14 protein-coding genes, 2 tRNA genes and 3 rRNA genes are annotated in these 22,440 nt (G+C 61.8%); 6 read left to right on the top strand and 13 right to left on the bottom strand.

What is annotated here, in order from left to right:
- Window positions 1–11 precede the first annotated feature (11 nt).
- From PW947_RS16985 to PW947_RS16955, 7 genes are all read right to left on the bottom strand, one after another.
- The gene (locus tag PW947_RS16985) at window positions 12–677 is read right to left on the bottom strand and encodes a response regulator transcription factor (RefSeq protein ID WP_299633505.1); all 666 of its coding nucleotides are present in this window, start codon (window positions 675–677) and stop codon (window positions 12–14) included.
- Window positions 667–2,262, bottom strand: coding sequence for an ATP-binding protein (locus PW947_RS16980; protein ID WP_299633504.1), 1,596 nt, complete (start codon window positions 2,260–2,262; stop codon window positions 667–669). Before PW947_RS16980 ends, PW947_RS16985 begins: the two co-directional genes overlap by 11 nt.
- Window positions 2,263–2,397: 135 nt before the next feature.
- Window positions 2,398–3,357, bottom strand: coding sequence for an HlyD family secretion protein (locus PW947_RS16975; protein WP_299633503.1), 960 nt, complete (start codon window positions 3,355–3,357; stop codon window positions 2,398–2,400).
- A 43-nt stretch (window positions 3,358–3,400) separates the two neighbouring features.
- Complete coding sequence (locus PW947_RS16970) at window positions 3,401–3,601, bottom strand: DUF1656 domain-containing protein (protein WP_299633502.1); 201 nt, start codon at window positions 3,599–3,601, stop codon at window positions 3,401–3,403.
- Complete coding sequence (locus PW947_RS16965; protein ID WP_299633501.1) at window positions 3,591–5,093, bottom strand: efflux transporter outer membrane subunit; 1,503 nt, start codon at window positions 5,091–5,093, stop codon at window positions 3,591–3,593. The genes PW947_RS16970 and PW947_RS16965 overlap by 11 nt, the downstream gene beginning before the upstream one ends.
- Window positions 5,090–7,333 (bottom strand): FUSC family protein, encoded by a 2,244-nt coding sequence (locus PW947_RS16960; RefSeq protein WP_299633500.1) that lies wholly within the window; start codon window positions 7,331–7,333, stop codon window positions 5,090–5,092. Before PW947_RS16960 ends, PW947_RS16965 begins: the two co-directional genes overlap by 4 nt.
- 203 nt (window positions 7,334–7,536) lie before the next feature.
- Window positions 7,537–8,469, bottom strand: a complete 933-nt coding sequence (locus PW947_RS16955; protein WP_299633499.1) for a LysR family transcriptional regulator — start codon at window positions 8,467–8,469, stop codon at window positions 7,537–7,539.
- A 118-nt stretch (window positions 8,470–8,587) separates the two neighbouring features.
- Between PW947_RS16955 and PW947_RS16950 the strand changes: the two genes are divergently transcribed.
- From PW947_RS16950 to argG, 5 genes are all read left to right on the top strand, one after another.
- A complete protein-coding gene (locus PW947_RS16950; protein WP_299633498.1) occupies window positions 8,588–9,250 on the top strand; it encodes a DsbA family oxidoreductase in 663 nt (220 codons plus the stop codon).
- Window positions 9,247–10,416 (top strand): FAD binding domain-containing protein, encoded by a 1,170-nt coding sequence (locus PW947_RS16945; protein WP_299633497.1) that lies wholly within the window; start codon window positions 9,247–9,249, stop codon window positions 10,414–10,416. Before PW947_RS16950 ends, PW947_RS16945 begins: the two co-directional genes overlap by 4 nt.
- A 57-nt stretch (window positions 10,417–10,473) precedes the next feature.
- On the top strand, window positions 10,474–11,688 hold the full coding sequence (locus PW947_RS16940; RefSeq protein ID WP_299633496.1) for an MFS transporter: 1,215 nt from the start codon (window positions 10,474–10,476) through the stop codon (window positions 11,686–11,688).
- A 115-nt stretch (window positions 11,689–11,803) separates the two neighbouring features.
- A complete protein-coding gene (locus PW947_RS16935) occupies window positions 11,804–12,829 on the top strand; it encodes a LysR family transcriptional regulator (protein ID WP_299633495.1) in 1,026 nt (341 codons plus the stop codon).
- Window positions 12,830–13,063: 234 nt separating this feature from the next.
- Window positions 13,064–14,401 carry an argininosuccinate synthase gene (argG, locus tag PW947_RS16930; protein ID WP_299633494.1) on the top strand — a complete coding sequence of 446 codons (1,338 nt, stop codon included), beginning with the start codon at window positions 13,064–13,066 and terminating at the stop codon, window positions 14,399–14,401.
- Between the two features lie 96 nt (window positions 14,402–14,497).
- On the opposite strand, the gene PW947_RS16925 is transcribed toward argG, so the two are convergent.
- Window positions 14,498–15,448: a LysR substrate-binding domain-containing protein gene (locus PW947_RS16925; RefSeq protein ID WP_299633493.1), complete on the bottom strand. Its 951-nt coding sequence runs from the start codon at window positions 15,446–15,448 to the stop codon at window positions 14,498–14,500.
- 175 nt (window positions 15,449–15,623) lie between these two features.
- On the opposite strand from PW947_RS16925, the gene PW947_RS16920 reads away from it, so the two are divergent.
- Window positions 15,624–16,400: an ABC transporter substrate-binding protein gene (locus PW947_RS16920; RefSeq protein WP_299633492.1), complete on the top strand. Its 777-nt coding sequence runs from the start codon at window positions 15,624–15,626 to the stop codon at window positions 16,398–16,400.
- A gap of 70 nt (window positions 16,401–16,470) precedes the next feature.
- Here PW947_RS16920 and rrf read toward each other — a convergent pair.
- The 5 genes from rrf to PW947_RS16895 form a co-directional block, all read right to left on the bottom strand.
- Window positions 16,471–16,583 (bottom strand): 5S ribosomal RNA (gene rrf, locus PW947_RS16915).
- A 220-nt stretch (window positions 16,584–16,803) separates the two neighbouring features.
- Window positions 16,804–19,684: ribosomal RNA gene (locus PW947_RS16910) — 23S ribosomal RNA — on the bottom strand.
- A gap of 340 nt (window positions 19,685–20,024) precedes the next feature.
- A tRNA-Ala gene (locus PW947_RS16905) sits at window positions 20,025–20,100 on the bottom strand.
- A gap of 55 nt (window positions 20,101–20,155) precedes the next feature.
- Window positions 20,156–20,232 (bottom strand) — tRNA-Ile (locus tag PW947_RS16900).
- A 66-nt stretch (window positions 20,233–20,298) separates the two neighbouring features.
- Window positions 20,299–21,829, bottom strand: a 16S ribosomal RNA gene (locus tag PW947_RS16895).
- Together the 16S, 23S and 5S rRNA genes with 2 tRNA genes alongside form the textbook arrangement of a ribosomal RNA operon.
- Window positions 21,830–22,440: the final 611 nt, after the last annotated feature.

The following is a 22,440-nucleotide window of genomic DNA, read 5'->3' as shown; positions in this document are numbered from 1 at the left end:
AGGTTCCGCGCTCAGGCGCGCGGCGCCTGAACCGGCGGACGTTCCGCCTTGACGCCGAGCGCTTCGGCCTTCAGCACGAATTCGGCGAACGAGCGTGCTTCCATCTTTTTCATTGCCTGCGCGCGATGGATTTTCACGGTGATTTCGCTCAGATTCAGTTCGGCGGCAATCTGTTTGTTCATCAGACCCGACGCGACCAGCGACATCACCTCGCGTTCGCGCGGCGTCAACGATTCGTAGCAGCGCCGCAAGCCCGCCACCGACCGGTTCGCCGCGCGCCGCTGCTCGTCGGCGGCGAGCGCGTGCGCGACGGCGTCCAGCATGTCCTGATCGCGAAACGGTTTGGCGAGAAAGTCTTTCGCACCGGCTTTCATTGCCTTGACTGTCATCGCGATATCGCCGTGCGCGGTCATGAAGATGATCGGCAGGCCCAATTTGCTGGTGGCGATCTGTTCCTGCACCGCGAAGCCGCTCTGTCCTTTCAGCCGGACGTCGAGGATCAGGCACGCGGGCACGTCCGGCATGCTGAACGCGAGAAATTCCTGCGCCGACGCAAAGCTCTCCACCCGCAATCCGACCGAACGCAACAACATGCCGACCGCTTCGCGCATCGACGGATCGTCGTCCACCACGTAGACGATCGACGGATTCGCGCCGCTTTCCGCTTCACTGTTCATCGCAACTCCCTGCATCGACGGGCAGCACGAAACGCAGGATCGCGCCGCCGCCGTCCGGCGATTCGGCCCAGATCCGGCCGCCGTTCGCCTCGACGATCGACCGGCAGATCGACAGTCCCATACCCATGCCTTCTGTTTTAGTCGTAAAAAATGCGCTGAACAGCCGGCCGGCGTTTTCTGCGCGAATTCCGCTGCCGGAATCCCGCACCGTGACCTGCGCGAGGTTCGCGTCGTCGCCCTGGTCCGGGTCGAGTATCGCCGTGGACACGTGAATCTGCCGTAGCTCGCGGTTCGCGTCGGCGATCGCCTGTGCGGCATTCATCAGCAGATTGATCAGCACCTGCTGCAACTGCACGCGATCGCAGCACACCATCGGCGCGTGCGCGGTCAGATCGACGCTCAGTTCGACGCGATGCCGTTCCAGTTCGCGCCGCACCAGTTCGATCGATTCGCCGACCACTGCGTTCAGGTCGAGCCGTTTCGGCTGACGGTCGCGCTTGGTGGCCATCGAGCGGATCTGCTGGATCACGTCGCCTGCCCGTTGCGCGTCGCGCACCATCTGCGCCACCGATTGCCGGGCCTCGGCGACATCGGGCGTCGGGCGGGTCAGCCAGCGCAGCGCCGCCGAGCCGCAGGTGGAAATCGCGGCGATCGGCTGCGTGACTTCGTGCGCGATCGACGCAGCCAGTTCGCCCAGCATCGTCACCCGCGTCACGTGCGCCAGTTCCGCCGTCGAGCGCGCGAGCGCCTGTTCCATCTGCTTGCGTCCCGTGATGTCGTTGTTGGTGGCGAGCACCGCGCGCGGCGTGCCGTTCGCGTCGCGCCACAGCGCCCAGCGGCTCGACACGATCACCACGCTGCCATCGCGCCGCAAGCGTTGCAGTTCGCCTTGCCAGTGATCGGTGTGCAGCAACTCGGCGCGAATCTCTTCCAGCGGCGCCGGAAACGACGTATGCGTGAGCCGGTGGACCGGCTGGCCGATCGCTTCCTGCGAAGTCCAGCCGTACAAGGCTTCCGCGCCGTGATTCCAGAACGTGATGCGGTCGTTCATATCGTAGGCGACGATCGCATCGTGAGCGAGGTTCAGCAGATCGACCTGTTCGCGCAGCAGGTTGGTGGCGGTCTGGTTGCGCAGCGCGAGGATGGAGGTCGTGACGATTGCCAGCAGGCTGACCGCGCAGCGCGCGATCGCGCCGCCGGAGTAGCTGTCGTCGTGGGACAGCATGAAGCCGAGCAAGGTCAGCACCACGCAGGCCCACCCCGCGCCGATCGTGGCCGCGCGATGCCGCGTGTACGCGACGATCAGCACGACCGTCACGTAGAACACCGCGATGGCGATATCGAGCGGCGTCAGCGCGTCGATGGCGAACACCACCAGCGCGATGCCGGCCGCGAGGCTCAGCAGCACACGCGGATCGCGTCGCGCGGTACGGAGCGCGTTCACGCGGATGTCGGTCACGGCCGGGTCGCGGTGCGGCGCCGCGTGTGGCGCGACGCGCGGCAACGACCGGCGGATTGGCGCAAAAGGCACATAGTCGTTCGGGCAGGGGCGGTTGACGGGCACCGGCGACCTGTCGGTCTGCATGGCGTCGCGCCGCAACGGCGGGACGCTCGGGCAGAATCGGGACGTACTCAGGCAGCCGGGCGGCTCTCGATCTGAAAGGTCATGATCGGCGACGCGCCGTCAAACGGATACTTATTTAATCTTAATCCTTACTAATTACCTGCTGCTCCCCGGCTGAACCGTCACGGTACAGGTCATGCCCATCGCGAGGTGCATGCCGGCCGGAATCCGGTCCAGATGCACGCGCACCGGCACGCGTTGCGCGAGCCGGACCCACGTGAAAATCGGGTTCACGTCGGCGAGCAGATCGCCGTTACTGGTCGGATTGTCGCGATCCGCGATACCGCTGGCGAGACTGTCGACATGCCCCTGAATCGCCGTGCCGCCCGACATCAGCCGGACCGTCGCGCGGTCGCCCACGTGCACGTGCGGAATCTTGGTTTCCTCGAAATAGCCGTAGACCCAGAACGAATGCGAGTCGATCAGCGCCATCCGCGCGACGCCCGCCGTCGCGAAGTCGCCCGGATAGAGGTTCAGGTTGGTGATGTAGCCGTCGGCGGGCGCACGCACCACGCTGCGCGTCAGATTGAGCGCGGCGGTCTGCTGCGCGACCCGCGCCGCCTTGTAGCTGGCCTCGGCGGCGTTGTACGCGGCGACATCGGCGTAATACACGGACGCCGACTGTTTCGCGAGCGACACCGAATCGGCGCGGCTTTCGTCGGAAATCACGTCGCCCGCGAGCTCGGCCCGGCGCGCGGCCTGCGCGCGCTTCATCGCGAAGCCGGATTCGCTTCCCGCCATCTGGGCTTTGGCCTGGTCCATCTGCGCCTGCGCGCGGATCGCGTCGGCGTCGGCTTGTGCGACCGCGTACTGGAAACGCGCCGGATCGAGCACGAACAGCACGTCGCCCTTGCTGACCAGCTGGTTATCCTTGACGCGCACTTCGGAGACCAGACCGGAGACGTCGGTGGCGACCTGGACGACCTGTGCGCGCACCCGTCCGTCGCGTGTCCACGGCGAATACATATAGTCGAGCCACAACAGCCGGACCAGCACGACCGCGATCAGCAACGCGGCCAGCGTCACGCCGAGCCGCAGCAGGGATTGGATTTTCATCGTCGGCACCTGGGCCCGGCATGGGTTGTATCGATCATCGGATTCATTGGCGTAGCACCAGAGACATGCCGCTGAACAACGCGGCGAACAATGCGACGCGAAACAGCGCTGGATGCCATGCGTAGCGGTAGACGCCGAGCCGCGCGAGCACGAGATCGAGCACCACGAACAGCAGCGCGCAACCGGCGAGGATCGGCAGCAGGCCCGGCACGAGCAGCGAGAACAGGTCGATTTCACCGGGCATCGGCGGTCTCCGTCGGATCGGGCGTCGCGGCGTTCGGGTTGGGACCGGGCGGCGCGTCCACCGTCGCGCCGTCCGTGCCGCCGCCGAGTTCCTTCATCAGCAGTGCCCACGCGTCGAGGCGCTTGGCCTGAACCGCCGCGAGACTTTCCTGCTCCTGCAACTGCACGTTCTGCGCGGCGAGCACGTTCAGGAATTCGGTGATGCCGTTCCGGTAGCCGGTATCGGCGAGACGGAACGAACGGCGCGCGGAATCGAGCGTGGCTTCGACGGACGCCTGTTGCTGGTCGAGCGATCGCAAGCTCACGACTTGCATCGCAACCGATTGCATCGCGTCGATCACGGTCTGGTTGTACGAATCGACGGCCGCATCTTTCGACGCCACCGCGACGCCGTACCGGCCGCGCCGCCGTCCGCCGTCGAAGATCGGCAGCGAAATCGCCGCGCCGAAACCGTGGCCGACGCCGTCGCTGTTCACCAGGTTCAGAAAACCGCCGAAGGTCGCCGCCGACCCGAGCGATGCGGTCGCCAGCAGGTCGATGTCGGGATAAAAGTCGGCATGCGCGGCGTCGATGTCCTGGCTCGCGGTCTGCACGCGCCAGCGCGCGGCGACCACGTCCGGGCGGTGACCGATCAGTTCGGCTGGCAGCGACGCGGGCAACGCGACCGGCACATCGAGCGCGAGGCGCGGCCGTTGCAGCGCGTCGCCGAAGCCCGGTCCCTTGCCCGCAAGTCCGGCAATCGCGATCCGGCTCAACGCGAGCTGCTGCTGCGCCTGCTGCACCCTCGTCGTGCTCAACGCAAGCTGCGTCGATGCTTCGCTGACGTCGAGCCGACTGCCGATGCCCGCCTGCAACCGCCGCGTCGCGATATCGAGGGTGTGTTGCTGGTCGGCCTGCACGGAACCGTAGACGTCGAGCAATGCGTATTGCAGCGACAGCTGCACGTACGCGCGCACCATCGCGGTCTGCAATTCGACCTCGGCGAAACGCGCGTCGGCGGCGACGGCGTGCACGTTGTCGAGCGCGCCTTCGCGAATCGCGCGCGACTTGCCCCACAGATCGAGGTCGTACGACAGATCCGCCGACACGCTGTTGCTCCACACCGTCGTGCCACCGGGCGGCGCGGGCGTGTTGTAGCGCGCGTAACGGCGGCGCTCGAAATTGCCCGACATGCCGAGTTGCGGCAACTGCGCCGCACCCGCGATCTGCGCCTGAAAATTCGCGGCGTCCAGACGCGCCTGCACCACGCGCAAACCGGGATTGCCGGCGGTCGCGTCATCGACCAGCGTATCGAGTTGCGGATCGCCCCAGCGACGCCACCAGTCGCCCGACGGCCATTGCGCGTCGTGCTGCGTGTCGCGGATCGCCACGCCCGGATCGAGCGTCGCCGGGTCGATCGGCGATTCATGCGGACGGATGCCGCCGCTGCCGATACACCCGCCCAGCAACAACGCCGTCACTAATGCGGCACCCGCGGATCGCAGCGCGCTCATGTCGCGCTCCGGCTGACGGCGGCACTCACGTCGGCGCGCGCGTGCTGCAACGGTTGCCAGAGCGGAAGGCTCTCATCCAGCAACGTGAGCCCGGTGAAATGCAGCAACGCGCGCATCCGGAAACGCATCAGCAACGGACCGCCGAGCACGGCGTCCGGCTTGTCCGGCGCGTCGGCTGGACAGGGCAACACGTCGAGGGCGCGGCGCGTGGCGTCGAGCGCGCGTTGCGCACGCGCCGGTGTCGCATCGTCGAACACGTCGGCCAGCGCGGCGAGCCAGTCGTCCTGCATCGCGCGCCACGCTGACGGCAACGCATCGCCGGATTGCGCGGTGTCGAGCCGCATCTGGATCATCGCGCGGCCGATTTCGAGCGCGGCGAAGGCCCAGCCGATCAGCGTATTGCGGTTCACGCGCGCGTCCTTCGGCGCGGATGCGATCTGAATGATGAAATCGCGCAGATGCAGTTCGAACCGATACAGCAGATCGTCGTCGAGATCGCCGTCGCGCGCGGTGTTCGCGACCAGCGCGCGAATCTGCTTCAGATACTGCGCGGAGATGAAATCGCCTGCGCGCGGCGCCAGCACCGAAAACGCGACCGCGGCCGCGGCAATGCCGAGCAGCAACGCGAAACCAGTGTCGAGATAGGCACTCGGGTTATAGACGACCGGATTCGCGATCGCGACGATGAAGCAGAAGTACAGACTAAAGCCGAGACCGAGCAACGCGGTGTTCGCGAAGGTGTTCACATAACAGCCGGTCATCACGACGATCGCCACCGACAGCGCGAGCAACGCAAAACTGTCGAACAGCGGCAACACGAAGAAGTTGAACGCGAATCCCGCCAGCCAGCCGCTCAGGCAGCCGCAGAAAATCTGCCGGCTCGCGACTGCCGGATCGGGCGCGAGCGCGAACAGCGCGCTCGTAATCGCCACCGCGACGATCGCGGTCGAGCCGCCCACCCAACCGGATGCGAGCCACGTCGCGCCGACCACCAGCACGGCCAGCGCCGCGCGCAGGCCCGCAATCGTCGCGGCGGTGCGATTCGCGGTCGCGCGCGTGCGGCCGATCCGCGCGATCGCCTGGATCACCGAGCGCGACCACGGCCGACGGTCGGCCGTGCGGGCGTCGATATACCGGTCGCACACCTTCCGCAAATCGGCAATCGAGAAATACAGCGCGGAACCCGTGGTCGCGACGAACTGGCGTTGCGGCGGCGGCAGATCCGCGAGTTCATGCAGTGACCGGGCGATGCGCGCGGGCAGTTGCGCTTCGAGCGCGGTCAGTCCGGCCGACAGCGCTTCGACCTGCTCCAGCGTCACGCCGGGCGTGTCCGCGGCGGCGTCGGCGGTCTGGTTCGGCACGATCGCGAGCAGCGCGCCGATCAGCGCGTCGATCGCCGACATCGCGCGCGCATCCGCGTCGGCACAGACACGCACCTTCAGTTGATGCAGCGCGTGAATCCACGCCACGCTATCGAGAAAGCTGCGGTCGAGATCCTGAAATACGTGGTTGTGCAGGCGAATCGACGGGTCTTCGAACACCGCGCCCGCGCGCAAACTTTCGACACCCGCGCGTTCGCGGATCAGATCGAGAAACGTGTCGAACCCCGTCAACGTCACGCCCTTATCGAGCGAACGATGAATCGCGTCCAGCAGATGGGTCAGGTTCTTGCGGCTCGATGCGTAGAGCGCGGGCGTCACGCGTCGCGGGAAAAAGCATGCGCTGACCAGACTCGCGCACGCGACGCCGATCACCACCTCGCTGATCGTGAAGACGACCGTATCGAACACGCCATACGGATTCGCCCATGCGGGCATCGCGGTGATCGCCGTTGCATAGCCGGTCAGCACGAAACCATACGACTGGAAATTGCGGAAGTACGACGCGCAAAACACGCATACGCCGATCCACGCGGCCAGCGCGATAAAGAACGGCAACGGCTGCTGCGGAAACAGCGCGATCAGCACGAGTCCGGCGAGACTGCCGCCGATCATCCCGAGCCCGCGATAGAACCCGCGCGCGATCACCATGCCGCTTTGCTGATGCATCATCACGATCACGCACGACACCATCGCCGTGGACGGCGTGCGCAATTCGAGCCGCATGCACAGTCCCATCGACAACGTCACGGCCATCGCCACCTTCGCGATATGCAGGAAGCGCGGCAGATCGTCGTGCCAGTACGCACGCCATGCGTCCCGCCATCGCAGCGACGCCGTGCTGTCCGTCAAAAGGTTCATCGCGCGCTCACCGGGGCTGAATTGGCTCAGCCGCAGTGTCGGCGAATCGGGCACGGCCGTTTATCGGAATCGCACGGTTTTTTCCAGTTCGCCGGATCGCGTCGGGCGGACGATTCGCCGTTTGGAAAATTTCATATTTTTTGCAGGACTTTCATCGCGGCGCACTCCTACACTCCGGCTGAATCGATCGACGGAAAGCACGCTCAACCTTCGAGCGCAGTCGCCAGACGCGATTCCAGGAACTGCACGAACGCGCGCACCTTGCTCGAATGACGGCGGTTCGGCAGATAGGCGGCGTAGACGACGGCCTCGCCGATATGCGGACTCGCGTCGAAGCGCTCGAACAGACGCATCAGGCGACCCGCGCGGATTTCGTCGGCGACCAGCCACTCGGGCAGCAACGCGATACCGCGTCCGCCCAGTACCGCTTCGAGCAGGATGTCGAGGTTGTTCGATTGCAGATGGCCGCGCACGTCCACGCCGAACGTGTCGTGCGCGTCGTCGGCATGAGCGCGAAACAGCCACGCTTGCCGCGCGCGGTAGCCGCCACCGTAGGAAAACCGCAGGCATTCGTGCGCGTCGAGTGCCTGCGGATGCGGCGGACGGCCGGCGCGTTCGAGGTAGTCGTGACTCGCGACGACATAGCGCGGATTGGCCGACAGCGTTCTGACGATCAGATTGCCGTCGCGGTCCGGCGAGCCGATCCGCACGGCCACGTCGATCCGGTCGAGCGCGAGATCGGCGTAGTGATCGGCGACGACGACATCGAGCATCACGCGTGGATGGTCGGTGAGAAAGGCCGCGAGATGCGGCGCGAGACGTAGCCGGCTGTACGTGGACGGCACCGCGATGCGCAGCGCCCCGATCGGCGACGCGCCGCTGTCGAACACGCTTTCGTCGGCTTCGGCGAGATCGTCGAGCACCTTGCCGATCTGCTCGACGTACGCGATGCCGGCGTCGGTGAGGCTGACCTTGCGCGGCGTGCGCGTCAGCAATGCGGTGCCGAGCGACGCTTCGAGCGAATCCATCAGCCGCGTCACCGACGACGTCGCGACGCCCAGCCGCTGCGCCGCTTTCGAAAAGCCGCCTGCATCGGCGACTTCCAGCAGGGTATTCAACGCAAGGAATTTGTCCATGAACGGCCTGATTACCGGTTTGGTTGCGCGCAACGCAACGCCAGCTTGCATTTTAGACCCATTCAAACCGTTCAACGCAACGGATATCCTGCATGCATCCCGTATCGAGGAGTGCAACATGCAGCGCATCGAGATTGACGTGTATTCGGATTTCATCTGCCCGTGGTGCTGGATCGGGCATAGCAACCTCGCGGCCGCGCTCGACCCGCTACGCGCCGAGGTCGAAGTCTCCGTCCGTTATCTGCCGTTCGAACTGAATCCGTCGATGGCGAAGGACGGCATGGACCGGCGCGAGTACCGGACGCTGAAGTTCGGCAGTTGGGCGCGTTCGCAATCGATGGATGCGCAGGTCGCCACGGCCGGGCGCGCGGTCGGGGCGCCATTCGATTACAGCCGCGTCCTGCGCACGCCGAATACCCGGCTCGCGCATCGGCTGATGGCGTTCGCGCAAAGCCGTCATGCGCCGCAACAGACCGACGCGTTATATGAGGCGCTATTCGTGGCGTATTTCTCGGAAGGCCGCGATATCGGCCGCGTGGACACGCTGGTCGAACTCGCTGCGGCGCACGGTTTCGACGCGGAAGCGGTCCGCGCCGATCTGCAATCGGCCGATGCCGACGCGTCGTTCGTCGCGACGGAAAACGCTCGCCGCGACGCCGAAGCGCATGGCATTCACGCCGTGCCCAGCGTCGTGATCGGCGGCGACGTGGTCAGCGGCGCGCAGCCGCCGACGGTGTTCGCGACGGCGCTGCGTGCGGTCATCGCAAGGAGCGCAGCATGAACGCCATCGTCAAACCCCGCGCGATCGTGATCGGCGGCTCGCTCGGCGGACTGTTTTCCGCGACCACGATGCGCGCGGCCGGGTGGGACGTCGATCTGTTCGAAGCATCGCCGAATCAACTCGACAGCCGCGGCGGCGGCATCGTGCTGCAACCGGACGTGCTCGACGCATTGCGGTTCGCCGGCGTCGCGCTGCCCGATCCGCCGGGCGTTGCATCGGGCGAGCGGATTTACCTCGACCGTCACGACCGGCACATCGAGCACATGTTCATGCCGCAGATGCAAACCGCTTGGGGTCTCCTCTACAACGCGATGAAACGCGCGCTGCCCGCGCACACGGTGCACGCTGGCGAGACCTTGACCGGTTTCCGGACGGACGGCGATCACGTGCTTGCGGACTTCGAAAGCGGTCGTGTCGAACGGGCCGATCTGCTGATCGGCGCGGACGGCATTCGCTCGACGGTGCGCCATCAGGTGCTGCCCGACGTGCGGCCCGCGTATGCCGGCTACGTCGCGTGGCGCGGCCTCGTGCCGGAACCGGATCTGCCGTCGTTCGCCGCCGACACGTTGCGCGACCGCTTCACGTTTCAGCAGGGCGACAGCCATTCGTCGCTGGCCTATCTGATTCCGGGTGAACACGATGAAACCGCCGTGGGCGAGCGTCGGTGGAACTGGGTCTGGTACCGGAAGTACGACCAGGCCGCGCTCGACCGGTTGCTGATCGACAAACACGGCATGCAGCGCGCGTTTTCGTTGCCACCGGGTACCACCAAACCGGCCGACATCGCCATGTTGCGCGACGAAGCGCACGCGCTGCTCGCGCCGACCTTCCGCGCGCTGGTCGATGCGACCGGCGAACCGTTCATGCAACCGATCGTCGATCTGCGCGCGCCGCGCATGGTGTTCGGCCGCGTGCTGCTGCTCGGCGATGCGGCTTCGGTGCCGCGTCCGCATACGGCGGGCAGCACGGCGAAAGCCGCTGCGAATGCCCATGCGCTCGCGCTGGCGCTGTCGTCGTATGCCGCGTCCTTTTCAGACAGCGCACCGCACGGTCTCGCGCTCGACGCCGCGCTGGCGCGCTGGGAAAACCAGCAGCTGCAACTCGGCAAACGGATGACTGATCTCGGCGTGTCGCTCGGCGACCGGCTGATGAAATTCGGCCGCTGAACACGCTTCCATCCCGTCTTTTTATTGTTGTCTGTGTCGCTCACTTACGGAGTTGTCATGTCATCCAACGCACCCACGACCGTCGTCCCCGAACGGCAGGTCAAGCTGACACGCGGATTGATCGCGCTGTTCGCGTTCTGCTGCGGCGCCATCGTCGCCAATCTGTACTACTCGCAACCGATCACCGAACTGATCGCGCCGGACATTCACATGTCGAGCGGCACCGCGAGCCTGATCGTGTCGCTGACGCAGATCGGTTACGCGCTCGGGCTGTTCTTTCTGGTTCCGCTCGGCGATCTGCTGGAAAACCGCAAGCTGATGATCACAACCGCGATCGTGTCGATCGGGAGTCTGATCGCGGCGACCTTCGCCCATCATCCCGGCGCGTTTCTGGCGATCTCGCTGCTGATCGGTTTCAGCTCGGTCGCGGTGCAGATTTTGATTCCGCTCGCCGCGCATCTCGCGCCGGACGAATCGCGCGGCAAGGTGGTCGGCACGATCATGAGCGGCCTGCTGCTCGGCATCCTGCTGTCGCGGCCGATTTCGAGCGTGGTGGCCGGACACTTCGGCTGGCGCGCGATTTTCGGTTCGGCCGCGGTCTTGATGACCATCGTGACCGTCGTGCTGGCGCTGACCATTCCGCCGCGACAACCCACGCATCGCGCCACCTATTTCACGTTGATCGGCTCGCTCGGTCATCTGGTGCGGACCATGCCGGTGCTGCGTCACCGCTCGCTGTATCAAGGCTTGATGTTCGCGTCGTTCAGCCTGTTCTGGACCGCGATTCCGGTCGAGTTGACGCGTCATTACGGCTTGTCGCAAACCTCGATCGGCATTTTTGCGCTGGTCGGCGCGATCGGCGCCACCTCCGCGCCGCTCGCCGGACGACTGGCCGATGCCGGCCACACGGTGCGCGCCACGTTGATCGCGCTGGTCGTGGGTGCGCTCGCCTACTTGCCCGGCCTGCTTCATCCGGCCACTGGCGTGATCGGGCTGGTCGTGACGGGCATCGTGCTCGACTTCGCGGTGCAGATGAACATGGTGCTCGGTCAACGCGAGATTTACGCGTTGCACGCAGCCAGCCGCAACCGGCTCAATGCGATTTACATGACCAGCATCTTCGTCGGCGGCGCGTTTGGATCGGCGTTGGCGAGCCCGTTGTACGAACGTGGCGGCTGGCAACTGGTGGCCTGCGTCGCGACGGCCTTTCCGTTGATCGCGTTGATCCACTATCTGTCGGCGGGACGCGCGCTGGCGGCGAAGACGCTTTGATCGATGCGTCGCGATTTCAGAAGTTTGAAGCGCGTTTCAGGAAATCCGCGACCTCCGACGCTACGCTGATTGAGCGTCGTCATGGGGCCGGCGCTCGAACCAGGACCTGACGACGATGGACAAGATCTTCAGCATGCGGGTGTTTTCGCGAATCGCCGAAACCGGCAGTTTCAGCGCCGTGGCGCGGCAGATGGCCTGTAGCGCGGGCAACGTGTCGCGCGCGGTGGTGTCGCTCGAGGAAGGGCTGCACACGCGGTTGTTGCAGCGAACCACGCGCCGCGTCGCGTTGACGGAATCCGGTGAGCGCTACTACGAGCGGTGTAAGAAAATCCTCGCCGATCTCGACGACGCCGACGCCGAAGCGAGCGACGCCGGCACCGTGCCGCGCGGCACGTTACGCGTGCACGCGGTGCCGGACGTCGGACTCGCGCCGCTGGCCTCGACGGTCGTCGAATACCGGCAACGCTTTCCGGATGTATCGGTGGATCTGGTCGTCGCGCCGCAGATGGCGAGCCTGATCAACGACGCATTCGACGTGTCGATCTTATCGGCGCAAGCGCTGCCCGACTCGAACAACGTCAGCCGCCTGATCGGCCGATGCGAGCGCGTGCTGGTCGCGTCGCCCGCGTATCTGGCGCGCCATCCGGTCGTGTCCGCGGACGATCTCGCGACTCACGCGCTGATGCAGACCGCCGATTCGCCCGATCCCGCGAGCGACTGGTTGCCGGCCTTGGCCCACGATCCGGATGGCGGCAACGGCGCGCGGGCGTCGGCGGCGCGTTTCGTCGTCAACGATGCGCAAGCGGTGCGCGCGGCCTTGCTGGCTGGCGCGGGTGTCGGCGCATTACCGGCGCATGCGGTTCACGACGACCTCGAACACGGCCGTCTGCTGCGCGTTTTGCCCGAGTGCGCGATTCCGTCGGTGAACCTGTTCGTCGTCTATCCCGGGCGGCGGCTGCTCGACGCGAAGGTCAGAACCTTCGTCGATTGCGTGGTGACGTCGCTGCGCGACAAACTCGATTTGCGCGGCGATGTGCGCGACGCGGAGCCACGCGATGGAGCCGCGCGAAACGTCCGTCAGACGGGCCAAACCGACGCGCGCCGTATCGCGCCGCGCAACTATCTCGCTGCCGGCCGATAAGCACGCGCACGCGGCGCTGCCCCCAAAAAACCGGCGATTTCGCCCGATCTGGCAAAATAGCGGACCGCACGATTGCGCGACCGGTTCCGCAACGCACGCGCAGACCGCGTTGCCGCCTCCCGCCCGCTCAACCGCCTCCAACCTGCGCTTGGCGCTTGCCTCATGGCCGGGCATGGCTGATACTGGAAAGTTGCACCATATCCCCCTCCAAGCCTCGATTTAACGGTTTTCCTTATGAGCACAATTCTTGAAAGTCTCCCCACCGGCCAGAAGGTCGGCATCGCCTTCTCCGGCGGCCTCGACACGAGCGCCGCGCTGCACTGGATGCGACTCAAAGGAGCCCTTCCGTATGCTTACACGGCTAACCTGGGCCAGCCCGACGAGGCCGATTACGACGAAATTCCGCGTCGCGCGACGCTGTACGGCGCAGAAGGCGCACGCCTGATCGACTGCCGCGCGCAACTGGTCGCGGAAGGCATTGCCGCGCTGCAAAGCGGCGCGTTCCATATTTCGACGGCCGGCGTGACGTACTTCAACACGACGCCGCTGGGCCGCGCCGTGACCGGCACGATGCTGGTTGCCGCGATGAAGGAAGACGGCGTCAACATCTGGGGCGACGGCAGCACGTACAAGGGCAACGACATCGAGCGCTTCTACCGCTACGGTCTGCTGGTGAATCCGGATCTGAAGATCTACAAGCCGTGGCTGGATCAGGCGTTCATCGACGAACTCGGCGGCCGCGCGGAAATGTCGGAGTTCATGCGTCAGGCGGGCTTCGCGTACAAGATGTCGGCCGAGAAGGCCTATTCCACCGACTCGAACCTGCTCGGCGCTACCCACGAAGCGAAGGATCTCGAAAGCCTCGAAAGCGGCATCAAGATCGTCAACCCGATCATGGGCGTTGCGTTCTGGCGCGACGACGTGCCGGTCGCGAAGGAAGAAGTCACGATCCGCTTCGAGGAAGGCCGTCCGGTGGCGCTGAACGGCGTCGAGTTCACCGATCAGGTCGAACTGCTGCTCGAAGCGAACCGCATCGGCGGCCGTCATGGTCTGGGCATGAGCGACCAGATCGAAAACCGCATCATCGAAGCGAAGAGCCGCGGCATTTATGAAGCGCCGGGACTCGCGCTGCTGCACATCGCGTACGAACGTCTGGTCACGGGCATTCACAACGAAGATACGATCGAGCAATACCGTGAAAACGGTCGTCGCCTCGGCCGTCTGCTGTATCAAGGCCGCTGGTTCGATCCGCAAGCCATCATGCTGCGTGAAACGGCGCAACGCTGGGTCGCACGCGCGATCACCGGCGAAGTGACGGTCGAACTGCGTCGCGGCAACGACTACTCGATCCTGAGCACGAAGTCGTCGAACCTGACGTATCAGCCGGAGCGTCTGTCGATGGAGAAGGTCGAATCGACGTTCTCGCCTCGCGATCGTATCGGTCAACTGACGATGCGCAACCTCGACATCACCGATACGCGCGACAAGCTGCGCATTTACTCGCAAGTCGGTCTGCTGACGCCGGGCGAAGCGCTGACGCTGCCGCAACTGAAGGACGACAGCAAGAAGTAAGCGTCGTCCGATGCAGGTGCAGTAACCACCGCCATGTAACCGGCTCCGGTTGCATGGCGGCACCCTCTTCCGGCGCGGCTCGCGCTGAAAAATCCGCTAGATCAACAGTTCCACCGACCGCAACACGTTGCGCGTCTCCGGCGATGTCGAACTGCTGCCATCGCGAATCGTTTCGATCAGACATTCGATAAAGCACTCGGACGCCGCGTTGAACGGGTGACCGCTGCGCGACACCACGCCGACCATCGCGTCTTCCAGCTGTTCACGCAACGGAATCGCGCACAGCCCTTCTTTTGCCGCGCTGACCTCGACCAGCGGCCACGGAAACACGCTGACCATATCGGTCTTTTTAAGCAGCGAAATGGCGATGGAAAGCGAGTGCGTCAGATGGATGTTTCGCGGCACCGGCACACCGTGCAGCGAAAACATCGTGTCGGCGAGCGGATTGTCGCCGATCGGATCCCAGGTCAGCACCCAGTCGAGATCGGTCAATTCGGCCAGCGAACGGCATTTCGCGCGAGGGTGGTTGTCACGCGCGACCAGCGCACACGTCGACGAAAACAGCGGACGGTAATGAAACTCGACGCCCAGGCCGCCAGGCGCGGGCCGGCCGATAAAGAAATCGAGGCTGCCATCGCGCAAACGCGGATTGGCGATCGACAGCAAACCTTCGAAGAACTCCAGCTGGATATCCGGCATGCGCGCGCAAAAACGGGTGACGGTATCGGCCAGGAACGTCATGGCGATCCACGGCGTCACCGCGACCGTGAGCTTGCCGTGCGTGGCGCCGCGCAGCGCGTTCATCGCGTCCTGAGCGCGCGCCATCTGGCCGATCATCAATCGTGCATGCACCAGCAACGCCTGACCGTTCTCCGTCAATGTCACGCCCGACGACGTGCGCAACACCAGCGACATCTGCACGCTTTCTTCGAGTTGCCGCAGGCTTTTGGTGATTGCCGCGGGCGACGCGTTCAATGCGCGCGCTGCGCCGCGCACGCCCCCTGCGTCGGCGACGGCTACGAGTGTCCGAAGTTGATGAAGTTTCATGCGTTCCCGTTGAGAGACGATCGACCCGTGTTCGCCAATGGTTGCCACGTTCACGATTCTAGCTCTCCCGGATAGCTTTCTGTCGGGCTACGGTAGCGATGAGTTCGCGTGGCGCGTCAAGCCGCGTTCCGCTTGCGAGCCGCGCTCACACGACACAACACAGACAGGAAACCCCATGAAACACGTGATGCTTTCCGCTTTCTGCGCGCTGGCGATGCTGCCGCTTTCGGCACTCGCACAAGATCCGCAGACGATCCGTTTCGGTGTCGATCCGAGCTATCCGCCGTTCGAATCGAAGGCGCCGGACGGGTCGTTAGTGGGCTTCGACATCGACCTTGGCAACGCGCTGTGTGCGCAGTTGCATCAGAAATGCGTGTGGGTCGAGCAAAACTTCGACGGGATGATTCCGGCGTTGAAGGCGCGCAAGTTCGACGCGATTTTGTCGGCGATGTCGGCTACGCCCGTGCGGCTTCAGCAGATCGATTTCAGTCACCGCCTGTACAAGGGAAGCTCGGCGCTGGTCGCGCGCGCAGGGTCGAACTTGCAGCCGACGGCGCAAGCGTTGCAGGGTAAGCGCGTGGGCGTCGTGCAAGGCTCGACGCAGGAGAGTTATGCGAAAGCGGAATGGGCGCCGAAGGGCGTGACGATCGAGTCGTATCAGACGCAGGATCTGATCTATCAGGATCTCGTGACGAATCGTCTCGATGCGGCGTTTCAGGCCGCCGTGCAAGCCGACTTCGGTTTCCTGAAAACGCCTCAGGGCGCGGGGTTTGCGATGATCGGCAAGCCCGTCAACGACAGCCGCGTTGCCGGCGATGTCGCGATCGGCATTCGAAAAGGCGACGCGCCGCTAGAAAAGCAGATCAATCAGGCGATTGCCGCGATTCGTCAGGACGGCGTGTATCAGCAGGTCGCGACGAAGTACTTCAACTTCGATATTTATGGCGATTGAATCGTTTTCCCGCCCTGAAACGCAAAAACCCCACCTCTTAGGGAGGTGGGGTTTCTGTTTCTGCTTGGGAGCCTGACGATTACCTACTTTCACACGGGAATCCGCACTATCATCGGCGTGGAGTCGTTTCACGGTCCTGTTCGGGATGGGAAGGGGTGGTACCGACTCGCTATGGTCATCAGGCATGACTTGTTGTCGTGTCGCCTGTTGGGCGGCACAACCAATCTGGAAGAAGTAGCTGAGAGGATGCCTCTCGGTATTACTTTGGGCTGTGCTTGTAGTGCACAACACTGATCTCAACCTGTGTGTCTGCAAACCCCTGTGGAGTTCACACGCATCCCCTGCGGGGATCGGACCCGCGTAAGCGCTAAAGCGCCAACGCGGGTCGAGACACACCTGTTATAGGATCAAGCCTTACGGGCAATTAGTATCAGTTAGCTTAACGCATTACTGCGCTTCCACACCTGACCTATCAACGTCCTGGTCTTGAACGACCCTTCAAGGGGCTCGAAGCCCCGGGGATATCTCATCTTAAGGCGAGTTTCCCGCTTAGATGCTTTCAGCGGTTATCTCTTCCGAACATAGCTACCCGGCGATGCCACTGGCGTGACAACCGGTACACCAGAGGTTCGTCCACTCCGGTCCTCTCGTACTAGGAGCAGCCCCCTTCAAATATCCAGCGCCCACGGCAGATAGGGACCAAACTGTCTCACGACGTTTTAAACCCAGCTCACGTACCTCTTTAAATGGCGAACAGCCATACCCTTGGGACCGGCTACAGCCCCAGGATGAGATGAGCCGACATCGAGGTGCCAAACACCGCCGTCGATATGAACTCTTGGGCGGTATCAGCCTGTTATCCCCAGAGTACCTTTTATCCGTTGAGCGATGGCCCTTCCATACAGAACCACCGGATCACTATGACCTGCTTTCGCACCTGCTCGACTTGTCGGTCTCGCAGTTAAGCACGCTTATGCCATTGCACTATCAGCACGATTTCCGACCGTACCTAGCGTACCTTCGTACTCCTCCGTTACACTTTGGGAGGAGACCGCCCCAGTCAAACTGCCTACCATGCACTGTCCCCGATCCGGATTACGGACCAAGGTTAGAACCTCAAACAAACCAGGGTGGTATTTCAAGGACGGCTCCACGCAGACTGGCGTCCACGCTTCATAGCCTCCCACCTATCCTACACAGATCGGTTCAAAGTCCAATGCAAAGCTACAGTAAAGGTTCATGGGGTCTTTCCGTCTAGCCGCGGGGAGATTGCATCATCACAAACACTTCAACTTCGCTGAGTCTCGGGAGGAGACAGTGTGGCCATCGTTACGCCATTCGTGCAGGTCGGAACTTACCCGACAAGGAATTTCGCTACCTTAGGACCGTTATAGTTACGGCCGCCGTTTACCGGGACTTCAATCAAGAGCTTGCACCCCATCATTTAATCTTCCGGCACCGGGCAGGCGTCACACCCTATACGTCCACTTTCGTGTTTGCAGAGTGCTGTGTTTTTATTAAACAGTCGCAGCCACCAGTTTATTGCAACCCCTTCACCCTCCTGGCGCAGGCCAGTCAAGCTACAGGGGCGTACCTTATCCCGAAGTTACGGTACCAATTTGCCGAGTTCCTTCTCCCGAGTTCTCTCAAGCGCCTTAGAATACTCATCTCGCCCACCTGTGTCGGTTTGCGGTACGGTCTTGTTAAACTGAAGCTTAGAGGCTTTTCTTGGAACCACTTCCAGTTGCTTCTTCACCTAGGTGAATGGCCTCACACCCTTGAATTCCGCGCCCGGATTTGCCTAAGCGCCTTCTCCAATGCAAGGACCGGGACTTCCAACACCCGGACAACCTTCCGCGATCCGTCCCCCCATCGCATTTAACAATGGTGCAGGAATATTAACCTGCTTCCCATCAGCTACGCATTTCTGCCTCGCCTTAGGGGCCGACTCACCCTACGCCGATGAACGTTGCGTAGGAAACCTTGGGCTTACGGCGAGGGGGCCTTTCACCCCCTTTATCGCTACTCATGTCAGCATTCGCACTTCCGATACCTCCAGCGCACTTTTCAATGCACCTTCGCAGGCTTACGGAACGCTCTCCTACCATGCACATAAATGTGCATCCGCAGCTTCGGTATATTGCTTAGCCCCGTTACATCTTCCGCGCAGGACGACTCGATCAGTGAGCTATTACGCTTTCTTTAAAGGATGGCTGCTTCTAAGCCAACCTCCTGACTGTTTTAGCCTTCCCACTTCGTTTCCCACTTAGCAATATTTGGGGACCTTAGCTGGCGGTCTGGGTTGTTTCCCTCTTGACACCGGACGTTAGCACCCGATGTCTGTCTCCCGTGATTGCACTCTTCGGTATTCGGAGTTTGCTATGGCGAAGTAATCCGCAATGGACCCTTCAACCATGACAGTGCTCTACCCCCGAAGGTGATACACGAGGCACTACCTAAATAGTTTTCGGAGAGAACCAGCTATTTCCAGGTTTGTTTAGCCTTTCACCCCTATCCACAGCTCATCCCCTAACTTTTCAACGTTAGTGGGTTCGGACCTCCAGTACGTGTTACCGCACCTTCATCCTGGCCATGGATAGATCACCTGGTTTCGGGTCTACACCCAGCGACTGAATCGCCCTGTTCGGACTCGCTTTCGCTACGCCTGCCCTAATCGGTTAAGCTTGCCACTGAATGTAAGTCGCTGACCCATTATACAAAAGGTACGCAGTCACCCCACAAGGAGGCTCCTACTGTTTGTATGCATGCGGTTTCAGGATCTATTTCACTCCCCTCCCGGGGTTCTTTTCGCCTTTCCCTCACGGTACTGGTTCACTATCGGTCGATCACGAGTATTTAGCCTTGGAGGATGGTCCCCCCATCTTCAGACAGGATTTCACGTGTCCCGCCCTACTTGTCGTACACCTAGTTCTTCCTCGCTGTTTTCGTCTACAGGGCTATCACCTGCTATGGCCGCACTTTCCAGAGCGTTCAACTAACAATGAAGATAAAGAGTACAGGCTGGTCCCATTTCGCTCGCCACTACTCTGGGAATCTCGGTTGATTTCTTTTCCTGCGGTTACTTAGATGTTTCAGTTCACCGCGTTCGCTTCGCATGACCTATGTATTCAGTCATGGATACTCCATTCGGAGTGGGTTTCCCCATTCGGACATCTACGGATCAAAGCTCGTTTGCCAGCTCCCCGTAGCTTTTCGCAGGCTACCGCGTCCTTCATCGCCTGTGATCGCCAAGGCATCCACCACATGCACTTGTTCGCTTGACCCTATAACGGGTGCGTCTCTGGCCGTCTTCACTGGGAAGACCGCGCGAGCCACATCGTTACAGGTTGAGTATTCGTGTTGCGCCGTATTCCAAGGCAATCTTTCGATCACCTTTTCATACATTGATACAATCACAACCCTGATTCACCTACTCGGCCACCCATCTCTAGATGTCCTTTCGTGAATCTCTTTACTACTTCTTCCTGATTGTTAAAGAACGACAGCCGATAATGCGGTTGCTATAACCGCCTATCTTTACTGACTGGCTCAATCGCCAATGCTTGTTTCACTGAACCGCCAGCACGTTTAAATGCCTGCGCCAGATAAACCAGCATTGAAGATTGGTGGAGGATGACGGGATCGAACCGACGACCCCCTGCTTGCAAAGCAGGTGCTCTCCCAGCTGAGCTAATCCCCCAGTCACATACATCACACAGGGGAACTTCGCCGATCAGCCACACCAGACAAGACATTGGTGGGTCTGGATGGATTCGAACCATCGACCCCCGCCTTATCAAGACGGTGCTCTAACCGACTGAGCTACAGACCCCTGAGTCTGTCTTTCAAATTCACAGCCGATAAGCGTGAGCGCTCAACTTTGATGCTGAAGCTCTGGAAAGGAGGTGATCCAGCCGCACCTTCCGATACGGCTACCTTGTTACGACTTCACCCCAGTCATGAATCCCACCGTGGTAAGCGCCCTCCTTGCGGTTAGGCTACCTACTTCTGGTGAAACCCACTCCCATGGTGTGACGGGCGGTGTGTACAAGACCCGGGAACGTATTCACCGCGGCATGCTGATCCGCGATTACTAGCGATTCCAGCTTCACGCACTCGAGTTGCAGAGTGCGATCCGGACTACGATCGGTTTTCTGGGATTGGCTCCCCCTCGCGGGTTGGCGACCCTCTGTTCCGACCATTGTATGACGTGTGAAGCCCTACCCATAAGGGCCATGAGGACTTGACGTCATCCCCACCTTCCTCCGGTTTGTCACCGGCAGTCTCCCTAGAGTGCTCTTGCGTAGCAACTAGGGACAAGGGTTGCGCTCGTTGCGGGACTTAACCCAACATCTCACGACACGAGCTGACGACAGCCATGCAGCACCTGTGTTACGGCTCCCTTTCGGGCACCCCGACCTCTCAGCCAGGTTCCGTACATGTCAAGGGTAGGTAAGGTTTTTCGCGTTGCATCGAATTAATCCACATCATCCACCGCTTGTGCGGGTCCCCGTCAATTCCTTTGAGTTTTAATCTTGCGACCGTACTCCCCAGGCGGTCAACTTCACGCGTTAGCTACGTTACTAAGGAAATGAATCCCCAACAACTAGTTGACATCGTTTAGGGCGTGGACTACCAGGGTATCTAATCCTGTTTGCTCCCCACGCTTTCGTGCATGAGCGTCAGTATTGGCCCAGGGGGCTGCCTTCGCCATCGGTATTCCTCCACATCTCTACGCATTTCACTGCTACACGTGGAATTCTACCCCCCTCTGCCATACTCTAGCCCGCCAGTCACAAATGCAGTTCCCAGGTTAAGCCCGGGGATTTCACATCTGTCTTAGCGGACCGCCTGCGCACGCTTTACGCCCAGTAATTCCGATTAACGCTTGCACCCTACGTATTACCGCGGCTGCTGGCACGTAGTTAGCCGGTGCTTATTCTTCCGGTACCGTCATCCCACCCAGGTATTAACCGAATGGTTTTCTTTCCGGACAAAAGTGCTTTACAACCCGAAGGCCTTCTTCACACACGCGGCATTGCTGGATCAGGCTTGCGCCCATTGTCCAAAATTCCCCACTGCTGCCTCCCGTAGGAGTCTGGGCCGTGTCTCAGTCCCAGTGTGGCTGGTCGTCCTCTCAGACCAGCTACAGATCGTCGCCTTGGTAGGCCTTTACCCCACCAACTAGCTAATCTGCCATCGGCCGCCCCTTGAGCGAGAGGTCCTAAGATCCCCCCCTTTCCTCCGTAGAGCGTATGCGGTATTAATCCGGCTTTCGCCGGGCTATCCCCCACTCCAGGACACGTTCCGATGTATTACTCACCCGTTCGCCACTCGCCACCAGGATTACTCCCGTGCTGCCGTTCGACTTGCATGTGTAAGGCATGCCGCCAGCGTTCAATCTGAGCCAGGATCAAACTCTTCAGTTCAAACCTGTTACTGTTTTTCGGTTCCGTTAAGAACCGGTCGCTCACTCAACGTACTGACGAATGATCCAGCCATCTTGCGACGGCCAAACCTTCCTTTCATTACTGTGTGAGACTTGATACTTTCGCTTTTACGCCAGACTCCGAAGAATCCGGCCAGCGTCGCCATCAAGCGCCCACACTTATCGACTGTTAATTTTTAAAGATCAATTCGACACAAAAGTACTGCGTTGCTACTTCCTTTTGTTCGCCCCTCAGCAGAAGGGAGGCGAATTATGAATACTGGCTCAGACTTCGTCAAGCGTCTTTTGAAAAATAATTCTGAGCGCCTTCTTTAGGCCTAAGCGCACTCGCGTCTAGCGATGCGCCTAAGGCTCCCGGCATCCAAAGAACGTCGACTCCCAACGGCACCAGAGCGCAGATCAAGCACCCGCTCCGCCACATGCGAAGCGACTCGCATCAGCCATACGACGCAGCGGCACACGCGCCTGTCTTCGACAGCGCTCGCCCGTGTGCAACGCACACGGCGCGGATAACAAACCTGTAATCGACGAGTCAGAGTCCGGACAGCAGCGGCCGCGCAGAATGGCTTCACGTTCACCGCATTTGCATCA

The organism is Paraburkholderia sp. (assembly GCF_028283785.1).
Classification (GTDB): domain Bacteria; phylum Pseudomonadota; class Gammaproteobacteria; order Burkholderiales; family Burkholderiaceae; genus Paraburkholderia.
The sequence above is the reverse complement of the archived record's forward strand: the minus strand, read 5'-3'. Positions and strand labels throughout refer to the sequence as shown.